The organism is Cohnella abietis (genome assembly GCF_004295585.1).
In the GTDB taxonomy this organism is placed as follows: domain Bacteria; phylum Bacillota; class Bacilli; order Paenibacillales; family Paenibacillaceae; genus Cohnella; species Cohnella abietis.
Window position 1 is genome coordinate 1962037 of record NZ_AP019400.1, and the last position, 18296, is coordinate 1980332.

The window sequence follows — 18296 nt, forward strand, 5'->3', positions numbered from 1 at the left end:
TCATGCACGAGAGATTAACGCGTTGACACCGCATTTATTACGCGATACAATTACAACAAGTTAATATCCGTGATGGAGAACAAGGAGAATCACATCGTTTGCTATCGGTTAACCGAATGGCAATGATGTGATTCTTTTTTATACGATTACACAGTATAAATTTCACTTATCCGGTTCAGAAAACCAAAGGGATTATACTTGTGGAGGTGAGGTAAATATGGCATTTCATCAGCAACAAATATTACCGGCTGTCCGCAAAATGAAGGATTTAGAAAAACTCATTTCCTCTTCCTATGAGTATCTTGTTCTGCTTGATAGTCATATCAGTCAATTGAGTAGCATTGTTGACCTTGCTAGATCCCATGGGAAAAAGATGCTGCTTCATGCGGATTTGATTGAAGGGCTCAAAAACGATGAATATGCTGCTGAATTTTTGTGCCAGGTTATTAAGCCTGCTGGTTTAATTTCTACTAGAGCTAATGTTATCATCAAGACAAAGCAAAATGGCTTATTGGCTATACAGCGTTTATTTTTACTAGATACGAATGCTCTTGAGAAAAGCTATTCATTACTGGAAAGAACTAAGCCGGATTTTATTGAAGTGCTTCCAGGTATAATGCCGCATATCATTCAAGAGGTTCATGAGCGTGCAGGCATCCCTATTTTCGCTGGCGGCTTGATTCGTTCGGTTGAAGATGTGGAAAACGCTGTATCAGCCGGTGCGACGGCAGTTACGACATCAAGGGTGGAGCTATGGAAGCATTACGCGCCATGAATTCCCCTAGCTAGAAGGAGAATCCTATGAGTGACACTTATATCTTATCGTTGGACCAAGGGACGACTAGCACTCGAGCCATTATATTCGATCATGATGGGCATATCGTTGGAATAGCTCAGAGGCCAATTAAGCAAATCTACCCACAGCCTGGCTGGGTTGAGCATGATCCTATTGAGATTTGGGAATCTGTACGCGAGGTAATGGATGAGGTGTTTATCTCTGCTAGCATTAAGCCATCACAAATTGCTGCCATCGGCATTACGAATCAGAGGGAGACGGCAGTTGTCTGGGATAAGACTACTGGGCAGCCCATTTATAATGCGGTTGTCTGGCAATCCCGGCAAACTACTGAGGTTTGCGATAAGCTAAAGCAGGGTGGACATGAAGCTATTATTCGTGAGCGTACTGGACTCCGGATAGATCCTTACTTTTCGGGTACTAAGGTTGCATGGATACTGGATCATGTTGATGGTGCGAGAAGTCGTGCGGAGAAAGGTGAGCTGCTATTCGGTACAATCGATACTTGGTTGATCTGGAATTTATCGGGAAGACTTGTACACGTAACAGACTATTCTAACGCTTCACGCACGCTGCTTTACAATATTTTCGAGTGTAGCTGGGATAAAGATTTATTAGAGATACTGGATATTCCGGCTTCGCTATTGCCGAAGGTGTCATCATCTTCAGAAGTATACGGCTACACGGATCCTGCCTTTTTTAACGGTATAGCGGTACCGATTGCTGGAGCGGCGGGGGATCAGCAGGCTGCCTTGTTCGGACAGCAATGCTTCGAGCCTGGTATGGCGAAAAACACATATGGTACTGGATGCTTTATGCTAATGAATACAGGAGAGACGGCTGTTCGCTCGAATCACGGCTTGCTTACAACAATCGCTTGGGGTATAGATGGGAACATTGAGTATGCATTGGAAGGCAGCGTATTTGTTGCAGGCTCCGCTATACAATGGCTACGTGACGGTCTGGAGCTGATTGAGTCAGCTGCTGAAACAGACGCTTATGCGAGTGGGCTGGATTCAACGGAAGGTGTATACGTCGTTCCTGCATTCGTTGGACTTGGGACTCCTTATTGGGATAGCGATGTACGAGGGGCTGTATTCGGACTGACGCGGGGAACTGGGAAAGCGCATTTGATTCGGGCTACGCTTGAATCCATCGCCTATCAGACTAAGGATGTCGCTCTGGTCATGGAAGAGGACTCAGGAATTCCGATTAGCAAGCTTAGAGTGGATGGCGGAGCGGTAGGGAATGAGTTTCTCATGCAATTTCAATGCGATATGTTGGGAGTTTCGGTGGAGCGTCCGACGGTTCAGGAAACGACCGCGCTGGGAGCTGCCTATTTGGCCGGTTTGGCTGTAGGCTATTGGAAGGACCGGACAGCTTTAGTCGGTCAGGCTAAGGTGGACAAGAGGTTTGAGCCAATGATTAGCGAACAGAAGCGTAAACAATTGCATGAGGGCTGGATTAAAGCTGTTAATGCAGCCGCTGCTTTTAAATAAATGGCTTAAAATTACAAGTTAATATAAAGGTTGGAGACTGGGAGACAACCACGACTGCTCTTAAGGCATACTATATGCCACAAGAGCTAGTTCGTGGTTTTTTCTTTTATAATAGGGAGGAAACAAAATGAGTACATTATTTTCGGCTAACAGTAGAATAGATACCTTGCGGAGTATGTCTGAGCAGCAGTTGGATTTACTAATAATCGGCGGAGGTATAACCGGAGCGGGAATCGCCTTGGATGCTCAAACTCGTGGGATGAAGACAGCTCTTGTAGAAATGCAGGATTTTGCATCGGGAACCTCTAGCCGCTCCACGAAGCTTGTGCATGGTGGGTTGCGCTACTTAAAACAGCTGGAAATTGGTGTCGTTGCTGAAGTGGGAAAAGAGAGGGCGATTGTGTATGAGAATGGTCCACATGTGACTACACCTGTACGTATGTTACTGCCGCTATATAAGGGAGGCACCTTTGGCAAATTCAGCAGCTCAATCGGGCTTGCTGTATACGATTTTCTGGCAGGGGTTAAGAAATCAGAACGCAGGAAGATGCTAAGTATTACAGAAACCCAACATAAAGAGCCATTATTAAAAAAAGATAGCCTTCTCGGAAGTGGTTATTATGTGGAATATCGTACGGACGATGCGCGCTTAACGATTGAAGTCATGAAAAAGGCCGTTGAAAAGGGTGCGCTTGCTGTCAATTATACGAAGGTAACAAGCTTAATCTACAAAGAGGGCCAAATTGCTGGTGTTATGGTGGAGGATCAAACGAACGGTCAAGTATACAAGCTTCTTGCTAAAGTCGTTGTGAACGCGGCCGGCCCTTGGGTGGATACGCTACGTGAGATGGATGGCTCTAAGCAAGGGAAAACCTTACATCTGACCAAAGGCGTGCATTTGGTATTCGACGGTAAAAGATTTCCGTTGCGTCAAGCTATCTATTTCGATACACCGGATGGGCGCATGGTGTTCGCAATTCCCCGGGATGGCAAAACCTATATAGGAACGACAGACACGAATTATAATGCAGACAAAGCGAATCCTAGAATGACTGAAGAGGATAGACGATATTTGCTTGATGCGGTTAACCCGATGTTTCCAGAGCTACGCCTAACGGCTGATGATGTGGAATCGAGCTGGGCCGGACTTCGACCGCTCATTCATGAGGAAGGAAAGAATCCTTCGGAAATTTCCCGCAAGGATGAAGTGTTCCAATCGAAGACGGGATTCATATCCATTGGTGGGGGCAAGCTAACCGGATATCGCAAAATGGCGGAGTCGGTAGTCGATCGGGTAGCTGATGCTCTAGGTCGCCAGGCGTTCAAGTCGTGCCAGACGCGTACAATTCCCATTTCTGGCGGAGATGTTGGGGGTTCTGCTGCTTTTACAGCTTTTGTTCAGAAAAGCATAAGCGATGGTATACGTGCGGGGTTATCGGAAACGGAAGCCGAGAAGCTCACGCATAAATATGGCACTAATGTTCAGCGAATATATGAGCGGGTAATTAAATATGCTGATGAGGCGAAACAAGCGGGAATACCGATTGAGATTTATGCAGAGCTGCTCTACGCTATGGATGAGGAGATGACATGTACCCCTGCGGATTTTTTTGTTAGACGAACAGGGAGACTATTTTTCAATATTAGTGAATTACGACAATGGCAAGCTGCAGTCATGGAAGCTATGTCAGTAAAGCTAGGCTGGAGCAAAGAAAAGCAAGAAAGCTATAGGCTGGAGTTGAAAGCTGAGATCGACGCAGCGGTAAATCCTTCCTCTATGTGAACTTCTCATACGGATAAAGGGCGACAACTGGCTAAATAGCGGGCTGTCGCTCTTTATTTTGGGAAAATCATTTATGAAAATTGTATGACGTTGTAAGCAATGCTCACATAACCACAAAAAATACCTGACATAAGTATTGACGCTAAAATTGTGGGGTTTTATAATAACTTCATAAGATCGATGAAAACTTGAACGATTGATCGGTTACAAACACTTAATGTTCGGAAATGGGGAGGAAATTCAAATGTCTGTACAACAAGTATTGGATTTAATTAAGGAAAAGAACATCGAGTTTGTTGATTTCCGCTTTATCGACCTTGCAGGTCGCGCCCACCACATTACTTTACCAGCTACCGAAGTCGATGCAGAAACTTTCGTTAACGGGGTAGCATTTGATGGTTCATCAATCACGGGGTTCCGGGGTATTGAAGAATCAGATATGGTTATGATGCCTGATACAGGCACTGTGTACGTGGATCCTTTCACAGCTCATTCCACATTAATCGTTGTTAGTAACATCCATACGCCAGATGGCGAGCGTTACGAGCGTGATCCTCGCTCAATCGCTCACAAGGCGGAAGAATTCCTTCAGAAGTCTGGCGTAGGTACAACTGCTTACTTCGCTCCTGAATCCGAATTTTTCATCTTCGATGATGTCCGTTATGAATCCACAATGAATTCTTCTTCCTTCTTTGTTGATTCCGAGGAAGCAGCTTGGAACACAAACCGCAAAGAAGAAGGCGGAAACCTAGGCTTTAAGATTGGTGTTAAGGGCGGATACGTTCCCGTTGCTCCAGTTGATTCCCAACAAGATATCCGTAGCGAAATGGTTCGCCTGATGCAAGAAGCTGGTCTTCGTATCGAGCGTCATCACCATGAAGTAGCAACGGCTGGTCAAGCGGAAATCAACTTCCGTTTCGACACTCTTACAACTACTGCTGATAATCTTATGAAATACAAATATATCGTTCATAATGTAGCTCGCCAATATGGTAAAGTTGCTACATTCATGCCTAAACCTCTTTTCGGAGATAACGGTAGCGGAATGCACGTGCATTCTTCCATCTTCAATGATGGTGTGCCTTTGTTCTACGAAAAAGGTGGATATGCTAACCTGAGCGAAATGGCGTTGCACTACATCGGTGGTATTCTCCACCATGCGCCAGCTTTGATCGCGATCACGAACCCGTCCACGAACTCGTTCAAGCGTCTGGTTCCTGGTTATGAAGCTCCAGTTAACCTAGTTTACTCCAAAGGTAACCGTTCTGCTGCTGTTCGTATTCCAGTTGCAGCAGTTACTCCTAAAGGCTGCCGCATCGAATTCCGTACACCGGATTCCACGGCTAACCCTTACCTCGCTTTCGCAGCAATGCTGATGGCAGGTTTGGACGGAATCAAACGCAAAATTGATCCATCTGCACTTGGTTATGGACCTTTCGATACGAATATCTACGAGCTTTCCGATGATCAGAAGAAAGAAATCCGCAGTGTTCCAGGCACCCTAGACGAAGCTCTTGATGCTTTGGAAGCTGATTATGAGTTCTTGACTGAAGGCGGAGTATTCACTAAAGAGTTTATCGACAACTATGTAAATGTTAAACGCGCTGAAGCTAAATCAGTTGCAATCCGCATTCATCCTCATGAGTATGGCCTATACTTTGATTGCTAATTGATCGTAAAAAGCTCCCCATTCTTGGGGAGCTTTTTTGCGATAATATGGTGTGAGACCACTCAACTGACTAGTGGTCCTGAGTAACGTACACATAACCTTCCCGTCGCCCCAGAGTAACATAGATCCATTTCCTAGCGCTCCTGAGTATCGTACACATTAACCTTTCGTCGCACCTGAGTACCTTAGTTCCATTGACTAGTGCTCCTGAGTAACGTACACACAACCTTCCGCCGCACCCGAGTACCTTAGTTCCATTGACTAGTGCTCCTGAGTATCGTACACATAACCTTCCGCCGCACCCGAGTACCTTAGTTCCATTGACTAGTGCTCCTGAGTAACGTACACATAACCTTCCCGTCGCCCTTGAGTAACATAGATCCATTTCCTTGCGCTCCTGAGTATTGTACACATAACCTTCCCGTCGCTCCTGAGCAACATAGTTCCATTGACTAGTGCTCCTGAGTATTGTACACATAACATTTCCGTCGCCCTTGAGTAACATAGATCCATTTCCTAGCGCTCCTGAGTATCGTACACATTAACCTTTCGTCGCACCTGAGTACCATAGTTCCATTGACTAGTGGTCCTGAGTATCGTATACATAACCTTCCGCGCCTTAGTACCTTATTCAAACTACCCACCCCATCCACAGTGTTCTGGCTAACGAATCGTATCGAGCTAATTACCTGAAAAATGACCAATTATTTTTTCTAACGAACTTCATTAACGTAATTGAGTAATAAATAGGAGAAAAAGTGCTATTTTACTGCTGATAGGATGTTTAGAGTTCGTTACAAAATAAAACCATTAGAATTTGAGTAAATAGGAGCTAATGAGTTCGTTAGCCATACGATTAGCCGGTCGCCAAGCAGGAAGTGCGATTAGAAACATCGTAGTTTCTTCGGCGTGTACAGATGTGAAGAATGTTATTTTTTCTGATTGACCGGAGGGATTATCGTGTGCGGGGTCCTAGGAATAGTGTGTTTATGGGGATGGCGGGTTGAAGCGATATTGAGGTTTTGTGTAGAAATTAAGAGGAGAAGGCGACTAATTCTGGGTATCGGTGGGGTTTGAGATAGGAGTTAGAACGAGATGGCGAGGGTTGAGGTAGGAGTTAGAACGAGGTGGCGACTAATTCTGGGTATCGGTAGGGTTTGAAGTAGGAGTTAGAAGGAGATGGCGACTAATTCTGGGTATCGGTAGGGTTTGAAGTAGGAGTTAGAAGGAGATGGCGACTAATTCTGGGTATTGGTGGGGTTTGAGGTAGGAGTTAGAAGGAGGCGGCGACTAATTTTGGGTATCTGCGGGGTTTGAGGTAGGAGTTAGAAGGAGATGGCGACTAATTCTGGATATCAGTGGGGTTTGAGGTAGGAGTTAGAAGGAGATGGCGACTAATTCTGGGTATCGGTGGGGCTCGAGGTAGGAGTTAGAAGGAGATGGCGACTAATTCTGGGTATCGGTGGGGTTTGAGGTAGGAGTTAGAAGGAGATGGCGACTAATTCTGGGTATCGGTGGGGCTTGAGGTAGGAGTTAGAAGGAGATGGCGACTAATTCTGGGTATTCGTGGGATTTGAGGTAGGAGTTAGAAGTAGACAGCGACTAATTCTGGGTATTGGTAGGGTTTGAAGTAGGAGTTAGAAGGAGATGGCGACTAATTCTGGGTATCGGTGGGGTTTGAAGTAGGAAATGAGAAGAGATGGCGCCTAAAGCACAGCTACTTTAGGCCTAAGGGGTAGTTGCTTATTGGCTCGTAGCTGGGGCGTTGGCCGAGATGGGTGAGGAACAGTGTGCAGCTGTCGACAATCCATGATGGGTGGGCTAAGGGAGGCGCTTCTGGCTGCGAAGCGCTGGAAGGCGGCATGGCGCACACTTTGTGCCATGCCGTTGCCATTGCCGCCGGATTGAACCCGGCGGCGCCTCCTCGCGCGAGCGTCACGTGCGCGCGAAAGGGCCTCGCCTCCGTGGCGAAGCCGGAGGCGGAAAGGCGCGCGCCAAGCGCCGCGTGCAGCGCGGCTAGCGCGCCCCCGCTTGGTGCGGCCGGCTCGGCCAGGCCGCACCAAAGCACGCGCGGCGTTGACGGCGGGCCGAAGGTGCCCGCCTCCGTCAGCGCAAGCGCGAATGGCGCCGTATCGGCTGCGACTTCAGCCGCTAAGGCGCCAAGGGCATGCATCTGCGATGATGATGTGTCGCCTATAAAATGAAGAGTCACATGCAGGTCGGCAGGATGCGTCCATTTCCGAAAGCTTAGGCCTGCTTCTGCAAGATTCGCTATTTTGCATTTAAGGAACTCAGTTACGCTCTCAGACAAACGTAATCCTAGAAAAAGACGAAAATTTTTCACTTATGACACCGCTTTCGTTCGGAATTTCACCATTTTAACGAATTATATGGGCAGTTAGTGGTTGCTCTTGGATGTATAGCTTGTTATGATAAGCCTATTATGAATTTGAATAAGGTGGGGACAAGATGGCTAACCGCGCTTATAATTTCAATGCAGGCCCAGCGGCGTTACCGTTAGAGGTACTGCAAAGAGCTCAAGAGAAATTTGTCGAATTCGAAAATAGCGGTATGTCTCTGATGGAAATGTCTCATCGAGGCGCTATTTATGAGAAAGTTCATTTCGAAGCTGAAGCCCTTCTAAGGGAGCTACTCTCTATTCCGGATGGGTATAAGGTATTGTTCATCCAAGGTGGAGCAAGCACGCAATTTGCTATGATCCCGATGAATTTACTTCGTTCTGGCACAAAAGCGGCATATGTCGCAACTGGAAGCTGGGCAACTAAAGCGATCAAGGAAGCGAAGCTGTTCGGTGAAACTTCAATTGCTGCTTCGTCTGAAGCGGCCGCTTACAAGCATATTCCTTCGATCAGTGAATTGAAATACGATTCCGATGCGGCGTATGTACATGTAACCTCGAACGAAACCATTGAAGGAACTCAGTGGGCTGAATTTCCTGACACGGGAAGTGTTCCTCTAATTGCAGATATGTCGAGTGATATTCTGTGTCGCCCGATTGATGTTTCTAAGTTTGCTGTCATCTATGCTGGAGCACAGAAAAATCTAGGGCCTTCAGGTGTAACTATCGTTATTATTCGCGAGGACCTGATAAATAAACCTACGACTCCAGTGCCTACAATGTTGCGTTACGATACGCATGCAGATGCGGATTCGTTGTACAACACTCCTCCTACTTTTGCGATTTACATGATGAGTGAAGTATTGAAATGGATTAAAGAAAATGGCGGGGCAGCAGGTATGGAAGCTCGTAACCGTGAAAAAGCCAACCTGCTATACGAAGCGATTGATAATAGCAACGGGTTCTATCGCGGATTTGCAGAAATCGGCAGCCGTTCATTGATGAATGTAACCTTCACGCTTGCAAACGAGGAGCTGGAGAAGAAATTCGTCAAGGAATCGGAAGCACAAGGCTTTGTTGGCTTGAAAGGACACCGTAGTGTTGGAGGCTTAAGAGCCTCGATCTACAATGCAGTGCCAATCGAGAGCGTTAGCGCATTAGTAAGCTTCATGGGTGATTTCCAAAGCCGCAACAGCTAAGAAAACATAAGTAAGAAATAATGTATAATGAAAAATAGCGGTATAATGCCGCTATTTTTCAATTTGCCAATTGATCAGCAGTGATCCTTGGCTAGAGGCTAAGGAGGAGTAACATGCCTTTTCATATTGTATTAGTGAATCCGGAAATACCGGCCAATACAGGAAACATCGCTAGAACCTGTGCTGCCACGGGCACGCATTTGCATCTCGTTCGTCCACTTGGCTTTTCAACTGACGATCGTGTTCTGAAGCGAGCGGGCTTGGACTACTGGCATGCTGTTAACATTACCTACTATGATTCTTTCGAAGAGGTTAAAGCAGCAAATTCGGAAGGACGTTTTTTCTTCGCGAGCACTAAAGTAACCAAAAGATATACGGATTATGAGTTTCGTGATGGAGATTTTTTTGTTTTCGGAAAAGAGACGGCTGGACTACCGAAAGAGTTACTAGATCAGCATACAGAAACAACGATGCGAATTCCGATGACGGACAAGGTACGTTCCTTAAATCTTGCCAATTCGGCTGCAATTGTAATTTATGAGGCGCTTAGACAAAATGATTTTCCAGTCCTTTAAAACTACACAATTCGACAAAATCCCTTTTTATGTGAGAAATATTGTCGAAAGTTTGCATAATTTTAAGCAAATCGAGTAGAAAGAAGGTAATTAAGCTTTAATATAGAACGGTATAGAGTGGTTAAAAGGTTTCGTGATAACTATAACTAGCTAGAATAGCATATGAATGGAGGTACTGCATTGAAACCTGCAGGTGTAGTTCGTAAAGTGGATCAATTGGGTAGAATCGTATTACCTAAGTCGTTGCGTAAACGATATCAAATGAATGAAGGGGATCCGGTAGAAATACTGGTCCAAGGCGATCATATCATTCTTGAACGTTATCGGCCCCGTTGCGTGTTCTGTTCTTCGATGGAAGGCGTCGGAGATTTCAAGGAGCGTTATGTGTGCGCTTCTTGTTTGAAAGATATGCACGGGCTATAAACATAACCCGCAACAAGAGACCGTCCAATTGGACGGTCTCTTTGTTAACATATGATATATCTCCGACATAAACGTTGAACGCAGTGAAAGGACGGCGTCGTCAGTCGTTTATGCTTTTGCCCAGCATGAGAGCCACTACTTCAAGGCGACCTTACAAGATCAACATGTCTCATCGACAAGAGCAACACAAACTAAACAACGATGAAAATCATTCTAATCCGTACCCAATGACCGTCTTCAAGCCACAAATACGATTCAAAACATCGTAGTTGCAGGCTTGCAGGAGCTATCTAGGCATTATTTTTAGTAACAACGATGAAATTCACCGTAATTGATCAATGCTGCGAACGCTTTTACTCCAAGTACGATATATTTGATCGCTATTGAGCGTTCAACTTGAGAAAGCATTCATTCATGGATTCATTCATTCTTCGGCCGACCACAACCCCAAGACGAATTAGCTACCCCTATAAATGGATAAAAGCCGGGTACCCACTGAGATGTGAGTATCCGGCTTTCGCTTTGGCTTTATTGCCCTGTTGTTCGTAGCTTATTACAGCCCTTTGGTTTTGTCTTCATTATAAGAAGATGTCAGAATGGACACGACGAACAAAGCCAGTACAATCATAATAATCCAGAACCTATTGGACATTCCAAACAACTGAAATTGCTCTGCTGCTTTTGCAGCTGTTTCAGCAAGAAACATGCTCCACACCTCCACTTAACTCTTTTTATTATAACCAACACCCAGAAAAAAGAAAACGCAAAATGTTGTGAACAATCATTGCATATAAATGAATCAAGGCCAACATCGTCGATGGGGAGGGGATCGCCTTGAGCTCAATTATTAATTGGATGGGTGGATGGCCTAAGGAAGGGCTAATATCCGCTTCTGATTGGGAGGAACGGGTTGAGGCAGCTGCAGCATCTGACCAGCTCTTGGGGGCTGAGAGAAAGCCTAGGCTTCATGGTGAGGAGAAGCTGCGGGGTCAATTAGCACATGGAATTCTAAAGGGAAAGACGGGTGGTCATAGCAGTCAGGTTATTCTGACGTCAGGGGCAGACGGTGCAATCAATTGGTTAGTGGACAATGTGCTTGTGCCGGGGGATACCATACTTACCGAGAAGCTGACTTCTAGATCAGCGCTTCAGACATTTCGGAAGGCGGGGATGAACGTTGAGGTAGTCGAAGGTGATAGAAGAGGAATGAACCTAGAGTCTCTTACGACGGCTCTGTATCGTTTTCGGCCTTCAATGGTGTATATTTCTCCATCCTGTTCAGATCCTGAAGGAGTTAGCTGGAGTACAGAGGTTAGATCAGCGGTTCAACTAAGATGCAGGGAAGCTGGTGTCTTACTCGTTACTGATGACAGGCAAGAATTACTTTTATTCGATACGGAGGAAAAATGGTCACATAAACGATTAGAGCCTGGCGTAGTATCTATTGGACAGCTTCCGCCAGGGTTAATTGCTGGGCTGCGTTTGGGTTGGATTGTGGGCACCTCAGTAACGGATCTCATTACAAGACCGAGCAGCGAGGGCATTGGAAAAGAAACAGGAGTCAGCTCAATAGAGCAGATGGCATTATCTCTTCTCATCGATGAGCAGCCGCTGGAGCCTTTGCTCGAAATGCTCAGAGTGCAATGCCAAGAGAGGCTTAGAAGGATGACGGAGCAGCTGGAGCAGCTGGCAATTCCGGATTTGACTTGGATCACACCCAAGGGAGGACTTCACCTCTGGGTCATATTGCCACCAGGCTTGGAAGGGGAAGCCTTGCTCCGCGGAGCCTGGTTGAAGGGACTTATTTTCCAACCGGGAGCTCCGTTCTACGTCAAAAACTGTCACAGTAACACTGCAAGACTTACACACGCATTCGCTAATGAGCGGCAATTGAAGCAAGGGCTTGCAAGACTGGCGGAAAGCATTGAAGAATTTACGGGAAGATGGTCGCGAAGTTAATCGATACTTCCCGCTGCGTATAAATGGTTGTCCCGAACACTAACCTTCCGCTGCACTAGGCATTCATCAGAATCATTCAAGCATATTCCGGTTTCTGCATCGAACGTCCAGAAGTGCAGCGGACAGAATAGAACATCATTAAGGGGGCGGATTTCTCCCCCTGCGTGGGGACAGATGGCCATCAATAGGCGAAATCCTCCTTCAGAGGTCCGGACAAGCCAATAAGGCGTAAGCTCTAACGTAACCTCTGTGGGAAATGTCGTAAAGTCATCCAAAGATCCGAGATCGATTTCTAGCTCGTTCATCCGTTAGCTTCTCCTTCTATAGTTAACTTGTCCGAGGCTTTAAGGTACTGACTAGCCCAAGGGAATTGGTTTGCCCATACAGCAGTCACATCAGCATATTCATGCAAAGCTGATTTTCCAGCAGGTGTAAGCTCGTATACGCCTTTCGCAACCCGTTTGAACCAGGCATAATAATTTTCCCGAAGGACAGCGCCTGCAGTAGGACAATGGGTCCAATCCCTAACCTGACGAGGAGCGGACGGTCCGTGGCAATCCAGTGCTAAAGCGCATTGAATGGCTCTCTCTCGATAAGCGGTAATAAGCTTACGTTTCGTACTCCCTCCAATGTTGTAATCACCGCTACGGGCGGTAAATTCCTTAAGGAGCTTAGTCGCTTTAGCTTTGCTGCGACGGCCGCCAGTGACCGTCTCATAGGGCTGCACAGCTTCTGCTGCGAGTGAGTCACGTACAAGGGAAGTAGCTGCTGAAGCAGATTGACCTGCGGGTTCACACCAAACGTCAATAATCGGCGATTTTGTTCGAAAGAAAGTAACGGTAAGAAATCCAAGACTTAGGCGTCTGCAGAGTGCTGTAATTTCATTGAAACGTTGATTGTGGGCTCCCTTTTTTGTGCGGTTGCGTTCAACAGCTAACCAGACGGAAGCGCCTGTTTTTTGGCGATCAATACCTTGCAGCAGCAGAGGTAAGGTGAATGTTTTTTTCATTTCCACAATAGTTGGCTGCGTAAGATCTGGGCGCAAGGCGACGAGATCACAACCGCGAATTTCTGCTTTAACTTCATAGCCCCGTTCAGTAAAAAAGGTTTTCACAGGCGGGTATAGTTCGGTTTCATATTTAACGGCCACCGGTTCTCCTCCTGCTACATCCGCGTACCGAATTCATTTATCGTCATTATATCACACTGCTTTCTGATGAATTATGCAATTACGCAATGTCAGGTCAAATTCGTCCGCCTTCCCGCATAAGTATGTAGTACGTTAGATAAAGCGCAGAGAAAGTAGCGAGGAGGAAGCGGCATGGACATCTTCAGTCGAATCTCAGAATATCAGGCCGAGAGTGAAAAGCTGAGCTGGTCGGGGACATTTCGGGATTATATCGAACTACTTCGCCGCGACAATACTCCGGCGATGACCGCACATGCCCGGGTTTACGACATGATCGTTTCCCATGGGGTAGAAGAGAAGGGCGGGAGTAAAAAATATAATTTTTTCAACTCGGAAATTTTCGGATTGGATCACACGATGGAGAGGCTTGTGGAGGAGTATTTTCATTCCGCAGCCAGACGATTGGACGTTCGTAAAAGAATATTATTGTTGATGGGTCCGGTTAGCGGTGGGAAATCTACGATAGTCACATTGCTGAAAAAAGGGCTAGAGCAATACTCACGGACGTTTCGAGGTGCGGTATACGCCATTAAAGGCTGCCCAATGCAAGAGGACCCTCTACATCTCATACCCGAAGAGCTGCGCCGGGAGGTGGAGAAGGAGCTGGGTGTTCGCATAGAGGGGGATTTATGTCCTTCCTGCGCAATGCGCTTGCGAACGGAATTTGACGGGAATATAGAGCAGGTGCCGATTGAACGGGTACTTATTTCGGAGAAAAACCGGGTCGGAATCGGTACTTTCAGTCCATCTGATCCTAAATCACAAGATATTGCAGATTTAACCGGCAGCATCGACTTCTCGACGATTACGGAATATGGCTCGGAGTCTGATCCTCGAGCTTATCGATTCGATGGGGAATTAAATAAAGCTAATCGTGGACTAATGGAATTCCAAGAGATGCTCAAGTGTGATGAGAAATTTCTGTGGAATCTTCTTTCCTTAACGCAAGAGGGAAATTTCAAAGCGGGCAGATTCGCATTAATTAGTGCGGATGAATTAATTGTGGCACATACGAACGAATCTGAATACAAGGCGTTTATCTCAAACAAGAAGAATGAGGCGCTCCAATCGAGAATGATTGTTATGCCTGTTCCTTATAACTTGAAGGTGTCGGAAGAGGAAAAAATTTATACGAAGCTAATCGGTCAGTCTGATATGAATCACGTGCATATTGCCCCGCATGCGCTACGTGCGGCAGCGATTTTCTCCATTCTGACAAGATTAAAGGAATCAAAGAAGCAGGGCATGGATTTGGTTAAAAAAATGCGGATGTACGATGGCGAAGAGGTAGAAGGGTATAAGGAAGCGGATTTGAAGGAGATGCAAAACGAGTTCGCAGAGGAAGGTATGTCCGGTATCGACCCGAGGTATGTAATTAACCGGATATCTAGCGCCTTAATTAAGCATAATATGCCTTGTATCAATGCCTTGGATGTATTGCGTGCGCTCAAAGACGGGCTAGATCAGCATCCTTCGATTACGCGAGAAGAGCGGGAGAAGTATTTGAACTTTATTTCTGTCGCGCGTAAGGAATACGATAATCTAGCCAAGAAAGAAATTCAGAAAGCATTTGTTTATTCCTTCGAAGAATCAGCTCGTACTTTATTCGATAACTATCTCGACAACATTGAGTCGTATTGCAACTGGTCAAAGATTAAGGATCCGCTCACAGGCGAAGAAATGGATCCCGATGAAAGGCTTATGCGCTCAATAGAAGAGCAAATTGGCGTTTCTGAAAACGCGAAAAAGGCGTTCCGTGAGGAAATACTGATTCGAATATCGGCCTATTCACGTAAAGGGAAGAAGTTCGATTACAGCATGCACGATCGCTTAAGGGAAGCGATTGAGAAGAAGCTGTTTACGGATCTGAAGGATATTGTTAAGATTACGACCTCCACCAAAACGCCAGACGAGAGCCAATTGAAGCGAATTAATGAGGTAACCAAGAGGCTTATGGATGAGCACAACTATTGCCCTGTATGCTCGAATGAGCTTCTGCGCTATGTTGGGAGCTTGCTGAATCGGTAGAAGGATCCGTTAAAAAGTTAGAGTTCAAAAAATAAACGGCTCCGTGAGTGGTCATTGAATGATCACACACGGAGCCGTTATTATTTTCCCAGCTACTTCAAAGAAGAGACCAGCTTATTTAGTAGGGTACGATTAAAATCCTGGCTTAATTCCCAGACCATTGCTCCGGCTAATCCTTTGGCTTTGATGTACTCAGCTTTGTAGGAGATAGATTCGGGATCTTCGTAGGTAATGAAGGTGCCGGTTGATTTATTATACAGCCAAGGGACCTTGGCACTATCGCTCCAGTAGCGGACAAACCCATTTTTGTTAATCAAGCTTTGTTTCTCTAGATTGCCATATTCATGTACACCGGCAGCAATAGCTCCTGGGGCTACTCCATTGCAAGCTTGATAGAGCCCCATATTGGTTGCTCCACAATTCGTCCAGCTGCGTCCGTACATGGGAATGCCTAGCACGAGCTTATCAGAAGGAACCTTAGCATTAACATAAGTTTTGACTGTGCTATCGATGTTGGACGTGGTGCTGCCTTGATCTTTGGGATCTGCATAAAGAGGTGCATTATGATTGCTATTTTTCTCCCAGCTGCCGTGATAATCATAGGTCATTAGATTAATCCAATCGACGGCGGCAGCGACCTTGGAGATTTCGGTATTGTTAACGTATTCAGGGAATGCTCCTGCCGCAATAGTAAGTAAGTATGTTTTACCGTCTTTAAGCTGAGCAGCATTTAGTTTTTCTCGAATGGTTTGGAGCAGCAATGTGAAGTTTTGTTTGTCCTGAGGCTTAGAATTGTTGGATGCCAGTCCACCAGAAACGGGATATTCCCAATCAATATCAACACCATCAAATCCGTGATCACGAATAAATTGAACAGCGCTGTCCGCGAATCTATTTCGTGAAGAGGTAGATAGAGAGACATCCGAAAATTGGCTGGACCAAGTCCACCCTCCAACACTAATTAATGTTTTTAGCTTGGGATTATTTTTTTTAAGCTGGCGGAGCTGCTCAAAATTACCTTTATCGGCTGTTGAATCGCCCATTACAACTGTACCGTTACTAATATTAGCAAAGGCATAGTTGATGTGGGTAATATTAGCCGCGGGAATTTGTGATACTTCGAATTTCTGATAGGTTGCCCATGACGGATAGTAGGCAATAACCTTGTTGGATTTTGTCGGAGGTTCCGGAGGCTGTTGCTCCGAGGTGTCCGTTTTTTTGCTAATCATGATTGTATTCGATGCTTGATCCCATGATAGATTATGGTTCGTAAGGGTTGTGATGGGACGTACAGGAAGAAATAGTGTTGCTCCGATCTTGATCGGTGCGATGGCAATAATCGTTTTTTTGTTATTAACATATACGGTTTGACTATTAACTTCCATATCAATGACTAGATTAGGATTGAACAGTCTAAATTTGGTATTGTTCAACCAACTGACTTGTAGTCCCAGCTTCTGAATAAAAGGTCGTGTTTCAACGTATGTATTTCCATTACTCAATACTGGCTGCGAATTAAAAATGATCTTATTACTGTCGTAGGTGACTTTAATCTCGTTTCCCGCGTGACCGGCCGGCATGGGTATCACTGTAAACCCGATCACGATAAGAAGCAGAATGAGACGGAGTCGGGTCATTTTATGTATCATATGTGGCTGTCCCTCCGTTGTAGACTTTCTTAGATTCAGGAAGTCTACTAAAAATAAGTATGTTTCTCTTTATTTTCCGGGAGAGGTCGATTTAAGTAAATGCAAAGAATATGGCAATAGAGGCAAAATTAAATAGACTGGGGGAGTGAAATGCGGAATATGGTGCTGCCGGAGTCTGCATCTGACTGGACATCTAGAACGCCGTTATAGTGCTTTACACGTTCTTGAATAATAGCAAGTCCTAGACCGGAATGACCTGTACCTTTAGTAGAATAGCCGGGCAGAAACATTTTTTCTTGTTCTTTGGCGCTAATGGGACGTCCTTTGTTGGAAACTTGGAGCTCAATCATATTATTTTCTTTGATTATGATTGAGGCATGAGTCTGTCTTTGATCAATTGGAAGGTTTTCCGTTTCGTCAAAAGCATTATCGACGAGATTGCCCATAATTTTGATAATATCAATAACTTTAATTGTAGTGCTCTCAGTGTTCCAATTGTCGGGTAATTCGTAGGTAAATGAGACACCCTTGCCAAGAGCCACTGTCATCTTTGCTTGCACGAAAGCTGCTAATGCAGGTGAGGAATGATGGACTATCTCGCTAACATCACGCGTTTCTTTAACTAAATCTGCCACGTACGACTTTAACTGTTCTGTTTTGCCCATCTGGGCCATTGTATGGATAACTTGGACATGGTTAAGAAAATCATGTCTTTGACCACGAATCGAAGTAAACATATCGTTGATTTCTTCTACATATACCTCCTGGGTCATACGAACTGCTTGCTCCCGGGTACGGACAAGCAGACGAATGATGGAGATTAGGGCTAGGAAGCTAAAAGATATAGTTGCATATATTAAGATAGAGTTAAGTGTTTTGTTGTACTTGTCGGGTGTAATTTGGATAAGCTGCATGAATCCTAGTAAAGCGAATTGGATGACAATGAATGCGATTACTTTATTTAAAATGCTTTTATCACTATCCATGACTATAGAGAATATCTTTTTACCTGAGAGGAAATTCCTCTTACGGATAAACCACGAGGCTATTAGGATAATCATAAATTGAGGATATGTAATTTTAATAATCTGAGAAACGTCGTTTCGAATCATATCAGCATGTGATGAAATTCCGGCTCCATAAATAATGTAAACACTAGTAATGACAT

At 45.2% G+C, this 18296-nt stretch carries 15 protein-coding genes; 9 read left to right on the top strand and 6 right to left on the bottom strand.

The features are described from left to right. The first annotated feature begins 217 nt into the window (after window positions 1–217). From KCTCHS21_RS08095 to glnA, 4 genes are all read left to right on the top strand, one after another. Complete coding sequence (locus tag KCTCHS21_RS08095) at window positions 218–775, top strand: glycerol-3-phosphate responsive antiterminator (RefSeq protein ID WP_130606634.1); 558 nt, start codon at window positions 218–220, stop codon at window positions 773–775. A 26-nt stretch (window positions 776–801) separates the two neighbouring features. After that, the gene (gene glpK, locus KCTCHS21_RS08100) at window positions 802–2295 is read left to right on the top strand and encodes a glycerol kinase GlpK (protein ID WP_130606635.1); all 1494 of its coding nucleotides are present in this window, start codon (window positions 802–804) and stop codon (window positions 2293–2295) included. 127 nt (window positions 2296–2422) lie between these two features. After that, the gene (locus KCTCHS21_RS08105; protein ID WP_130606636.1) at window positions 2423–4078 is read left to right on the top strand and encodes a glycerol-3-phosphate dehydrogenase/oxidase; all 1656 of its coding nucleotides are present in this window, start codon (window positions 2423–2425) and stop codon (window positions 4076–4078) included. Between the two features lie 244 nt (window positions 4079–4322). After that, window positions 4323–5747 carry a type I glutamate--ammonia ligase gene (gene glnA / locus KCTCHS21_RS08110; RefSeq protein WP_130606637.1) on the top strand — a complete coding sequence of 475 codons (1425 nt, stop codon included), beginning with the start codon at window positions 4323–4325 and terminating at the stop codon, window positions 5745–5747. 1717 nt (window positions 5748–7464) lie between these two features. Here glnA and thpR read toward each other — a convergent pair. Beyond that, window positions 7465–8091 carry an RNA 2',3'-cyclic phosphodiesterase gene (gene thpR, locus KCTCHS21_RS32080; protein ID WP_130606638.1) on the bottom strand — a complete coding sequence of 209 codons (627 nt, stop codon included), beginning with the start codon at window positions 8089–8091 and terminating at the stop codon, window positions 7465–7467. Window positions 8092–8216: 125 nt separating this feature from the next. Here thpR and serC point away from each other — a divergent pair, with 125 nt between their 5' ends. The 3 genes from serC (at window position 8217) to KCTCHS21_RS08130 (ending at window position 10303) form a co-directional block, all read left to right on the top strand. Continuing rightward, the gene (serC, locus tag KCTCHS21_RS08120) at window positions 8217–9305 is read left to right on the top strand and encodes a 3-phosphoserine/phosphohydroxythreonine transaminase (RefSeq protein WP_130606639.1); all 1089 of its coding nucleotides are present in this window, start codon (window positions 8217–8219) and stop codon (window positions 9303–9305) included. 113 nt (window positions 9306–9418) lie between these two features. Further along, entirely contained in the window at window positions 9419–9880 is a 462-nt protein-coding gene (gene trmL, locus KCTCHS21_RS08125; protein ID WP_130606640.1) for a tRNA (uridine(34)/cytosine(34)/5-carboxymethylaminomethyluridine(34)-2'-O)-methyltransferase TrmL, read from the top strand. Window positions 9881–10060: 180 nt separating this feature from the next. Next, entirely contained in the window at window positions 10061–10303 is a 243-nt protein-coding gene (locus tag KCTCHS21_RS08130) for an AbrB/MazE/SpoVT family DNA-binding domain-containing protein (RefSeq protein ID WP_130606641.1), read from the top strand. Window positions 10304–10856: 553 nt separating this feature from the next. Here the strand turns inward: KCTCHS21_RS08130 and KCTCHS21_RS30845 are convergent. Beyond that, window positions 10857–11009, bottom strand: a complete 153-nt coding sequence (locus tag KCTCHS21_RS30845) for a hypothetical protein (protein WP_157993987.1) — start codon at window positions 11007–11009, stop codon at window positions 10857–10859. A 128-nt stretch (window positions 11010–11137) separates the two neighbouring features. Here KCTCHS21_RS30845 and KCTCHS21_RS08135 point away from each other — a divergent pair, with 128 nt between their 5' ends. Then, the gene (locus KCTCHS21_RS08135) at window positions 11138–12262 is read left to right on the top strand and encodes an aminotransferase class I/II-fold pyridoxal phosphate-dependent enzyme (protein WP_130606642.1); all 1125 of its coding nucleotides are present in this window, start codon (window positions 11138–11140) and stop codon (window positions 12260–12262) included. Here KCTCHS21_RS08135 and KCTCHS21_RS08140 read toward each other — a convergent pair. Both KCTCHS21_RS08140 and KCTCHS21_RS08145 read right to left on the bottom strand, forming a co-directional pair. Then, window positions 12259–12567: a Rieske (2Fe-2S) protein gene (locus KCTCHS21_RS08140; RefSeq protein WP_130606643.1), complete on the bottom strand. Its 309-nt coding sequence runs from the start codon at window positions 12565–12567 to the stop codon at window positions 12259–12261. The genes KCTCHS21_RS08135 and KCTCHS21_RS08140 overlap by 4 nt on opposite strands. Continuing rightward, entirely contained in the window at window positions 12564–13412 is an 849-nt protein-coding gene (locus KCTCHS21_RS08145; protein WP_130606644.1) for a DUF2161 domain-containing phosphodiesterase, read from the bottom strand. Before KCTCHS21_RS08145 ends, KCTCHS21_RS08140 begins: the two co-directional genes overlap by 4 nt. A gap of 171 nt (window positions 13413–13583) precedes the next feature. Here KCTCHS21_RS08145 and KCTCHS21_RS08150 point away from each other — a divergent pair, with 171 nt between their 5' ends. Further along, window positions 13584–15479: a PrkA family serine protein kinase gene (locus KCTCHS21_RS08150; RefSeq protein WP_130606645.1), complete on the top strand. Its 1896-nt coding sequence runs from the start codon at window positions 13584–13586 to the stop codon at window positions 15477–15479. Between the two features lie 92 nt (window positions 15480–15571). Here KCTCHS21_RS08150 and KCTCHS21_RS08155 read toward each other — a convergent pair whose 3' ends face one another. Together KCTCHS21_RS08155 and KCTCHS21_RS31095 are read right to left on the bottom strand one after the other, a co-directional pair. After that, on the bottom strand, window positions 15572–17128 hold the full coding sequence (locus KCTCHS21_RS08155) for a glycosyl hydrolase family 18 protein (RefSeq protein WP_130606646.1): 1557 nt from the start codon (window positions 17126–17128) through the stop codon (window positions 15572–15574). Between the two features lie 128 nt (window positions 17129–17256). Beyond that, window positions 17257–18114 carry a sensor histidine kinase gene (locus KCTCHS21_RS31095; RefSeq protein ID WP_162309297.1) on the bottom strand — a complete coding sequence of 286 codons (858 nt, stop codon included), beginning with the start codon at window positions 18112–18114 and terminating at the stop codon, window positions 17257–17259. Window positions 18115–18296 lie beyond the last annotated feature (182 nt).

What these genes read in the sequence shown, in the direction of transcription:
- trmL (WP_130606640.1), top strand. Translation starts at nt 9,419, where the DNA reads ATGCCTTTTCATATTGTATTAGTGAATCCGGAAATACCGGCCAATACA.
- KCTCHS21_RS08095 (WP_130606634.1), top strand. Translation starts at nt 218, where the DNA reads ATGGCATTTCATCAGCAACAAATATTACCGGCTGTCCGCAAAATGAAG.
- glpK (WP_130606635.1), top strand. Translation starts at nt 802, where the DNA reads ATGAGTGACACTTATATCTTATCGTTGGACCAAGGGACGACTAGCACT.
- KCTCHS21_RS08105 (WP_130606636.1), top strand. Translation starts at nt 2,423, where the DNA reads ATGAGTACATTATTTTCGGCTAACAGTAGAATAGATACCTTGCGGAGT.
- KCTCHS21_RS30845 (WP_157993987.1), bottom strand. Translation starts at nt 11,009, where the DNA reads ATGTTTCTTGCTGAAACAGCTGCAAAAGCAGCAGAGCAATTTCAGTTG.
- KCTCHS21_RS31095 (WP_162309297.1), bottom strand. Translation starts at nt 18,114, where the DNA reads ATGGATAGTGATAAAAGCATTTTAAATAAAGTAATCGCATTCATTGTC.
- KCTCHS21_RS08155 (WP_130606646.1), bottom strand. Translation starts at nt 17,128, where the DNA reads ATGATACATAAAATGACCCGACTCCGTCTCATTCTGCTTCTTATCGTG.
- serC (WP_130606639.1), top strand. Translation starts at nt 8,217, where the DNA reads ATGGCTAACCGCGCTTATAATTTCAATGCAGGCCCAGCGGCGTTACCG.
- KCTCHS21_RS08150 (WP_130606645.1), top strand. Translation starts at nt 13,584, where the DNA reads ATGGACATCTTCAGTCGAATCTCAGAATATCAGGCCGAGAGTGAAAAG.
- KCTCHS21_RS08140 (WP_130606643.1), bottom strand. Translation starts at nt 12,567, where the DNA reads ATGAACGAGCTAGAAATCGATCTCGGATCTTTGGATGACTTTACGACA.
- glnA (WP_130606637.1), top strand. Translation starts at nt 4,323, where the DNA reads ATGTCTGTACAACAAGTATTGGATTTAATTAAGGAAAAGAACATCGAG.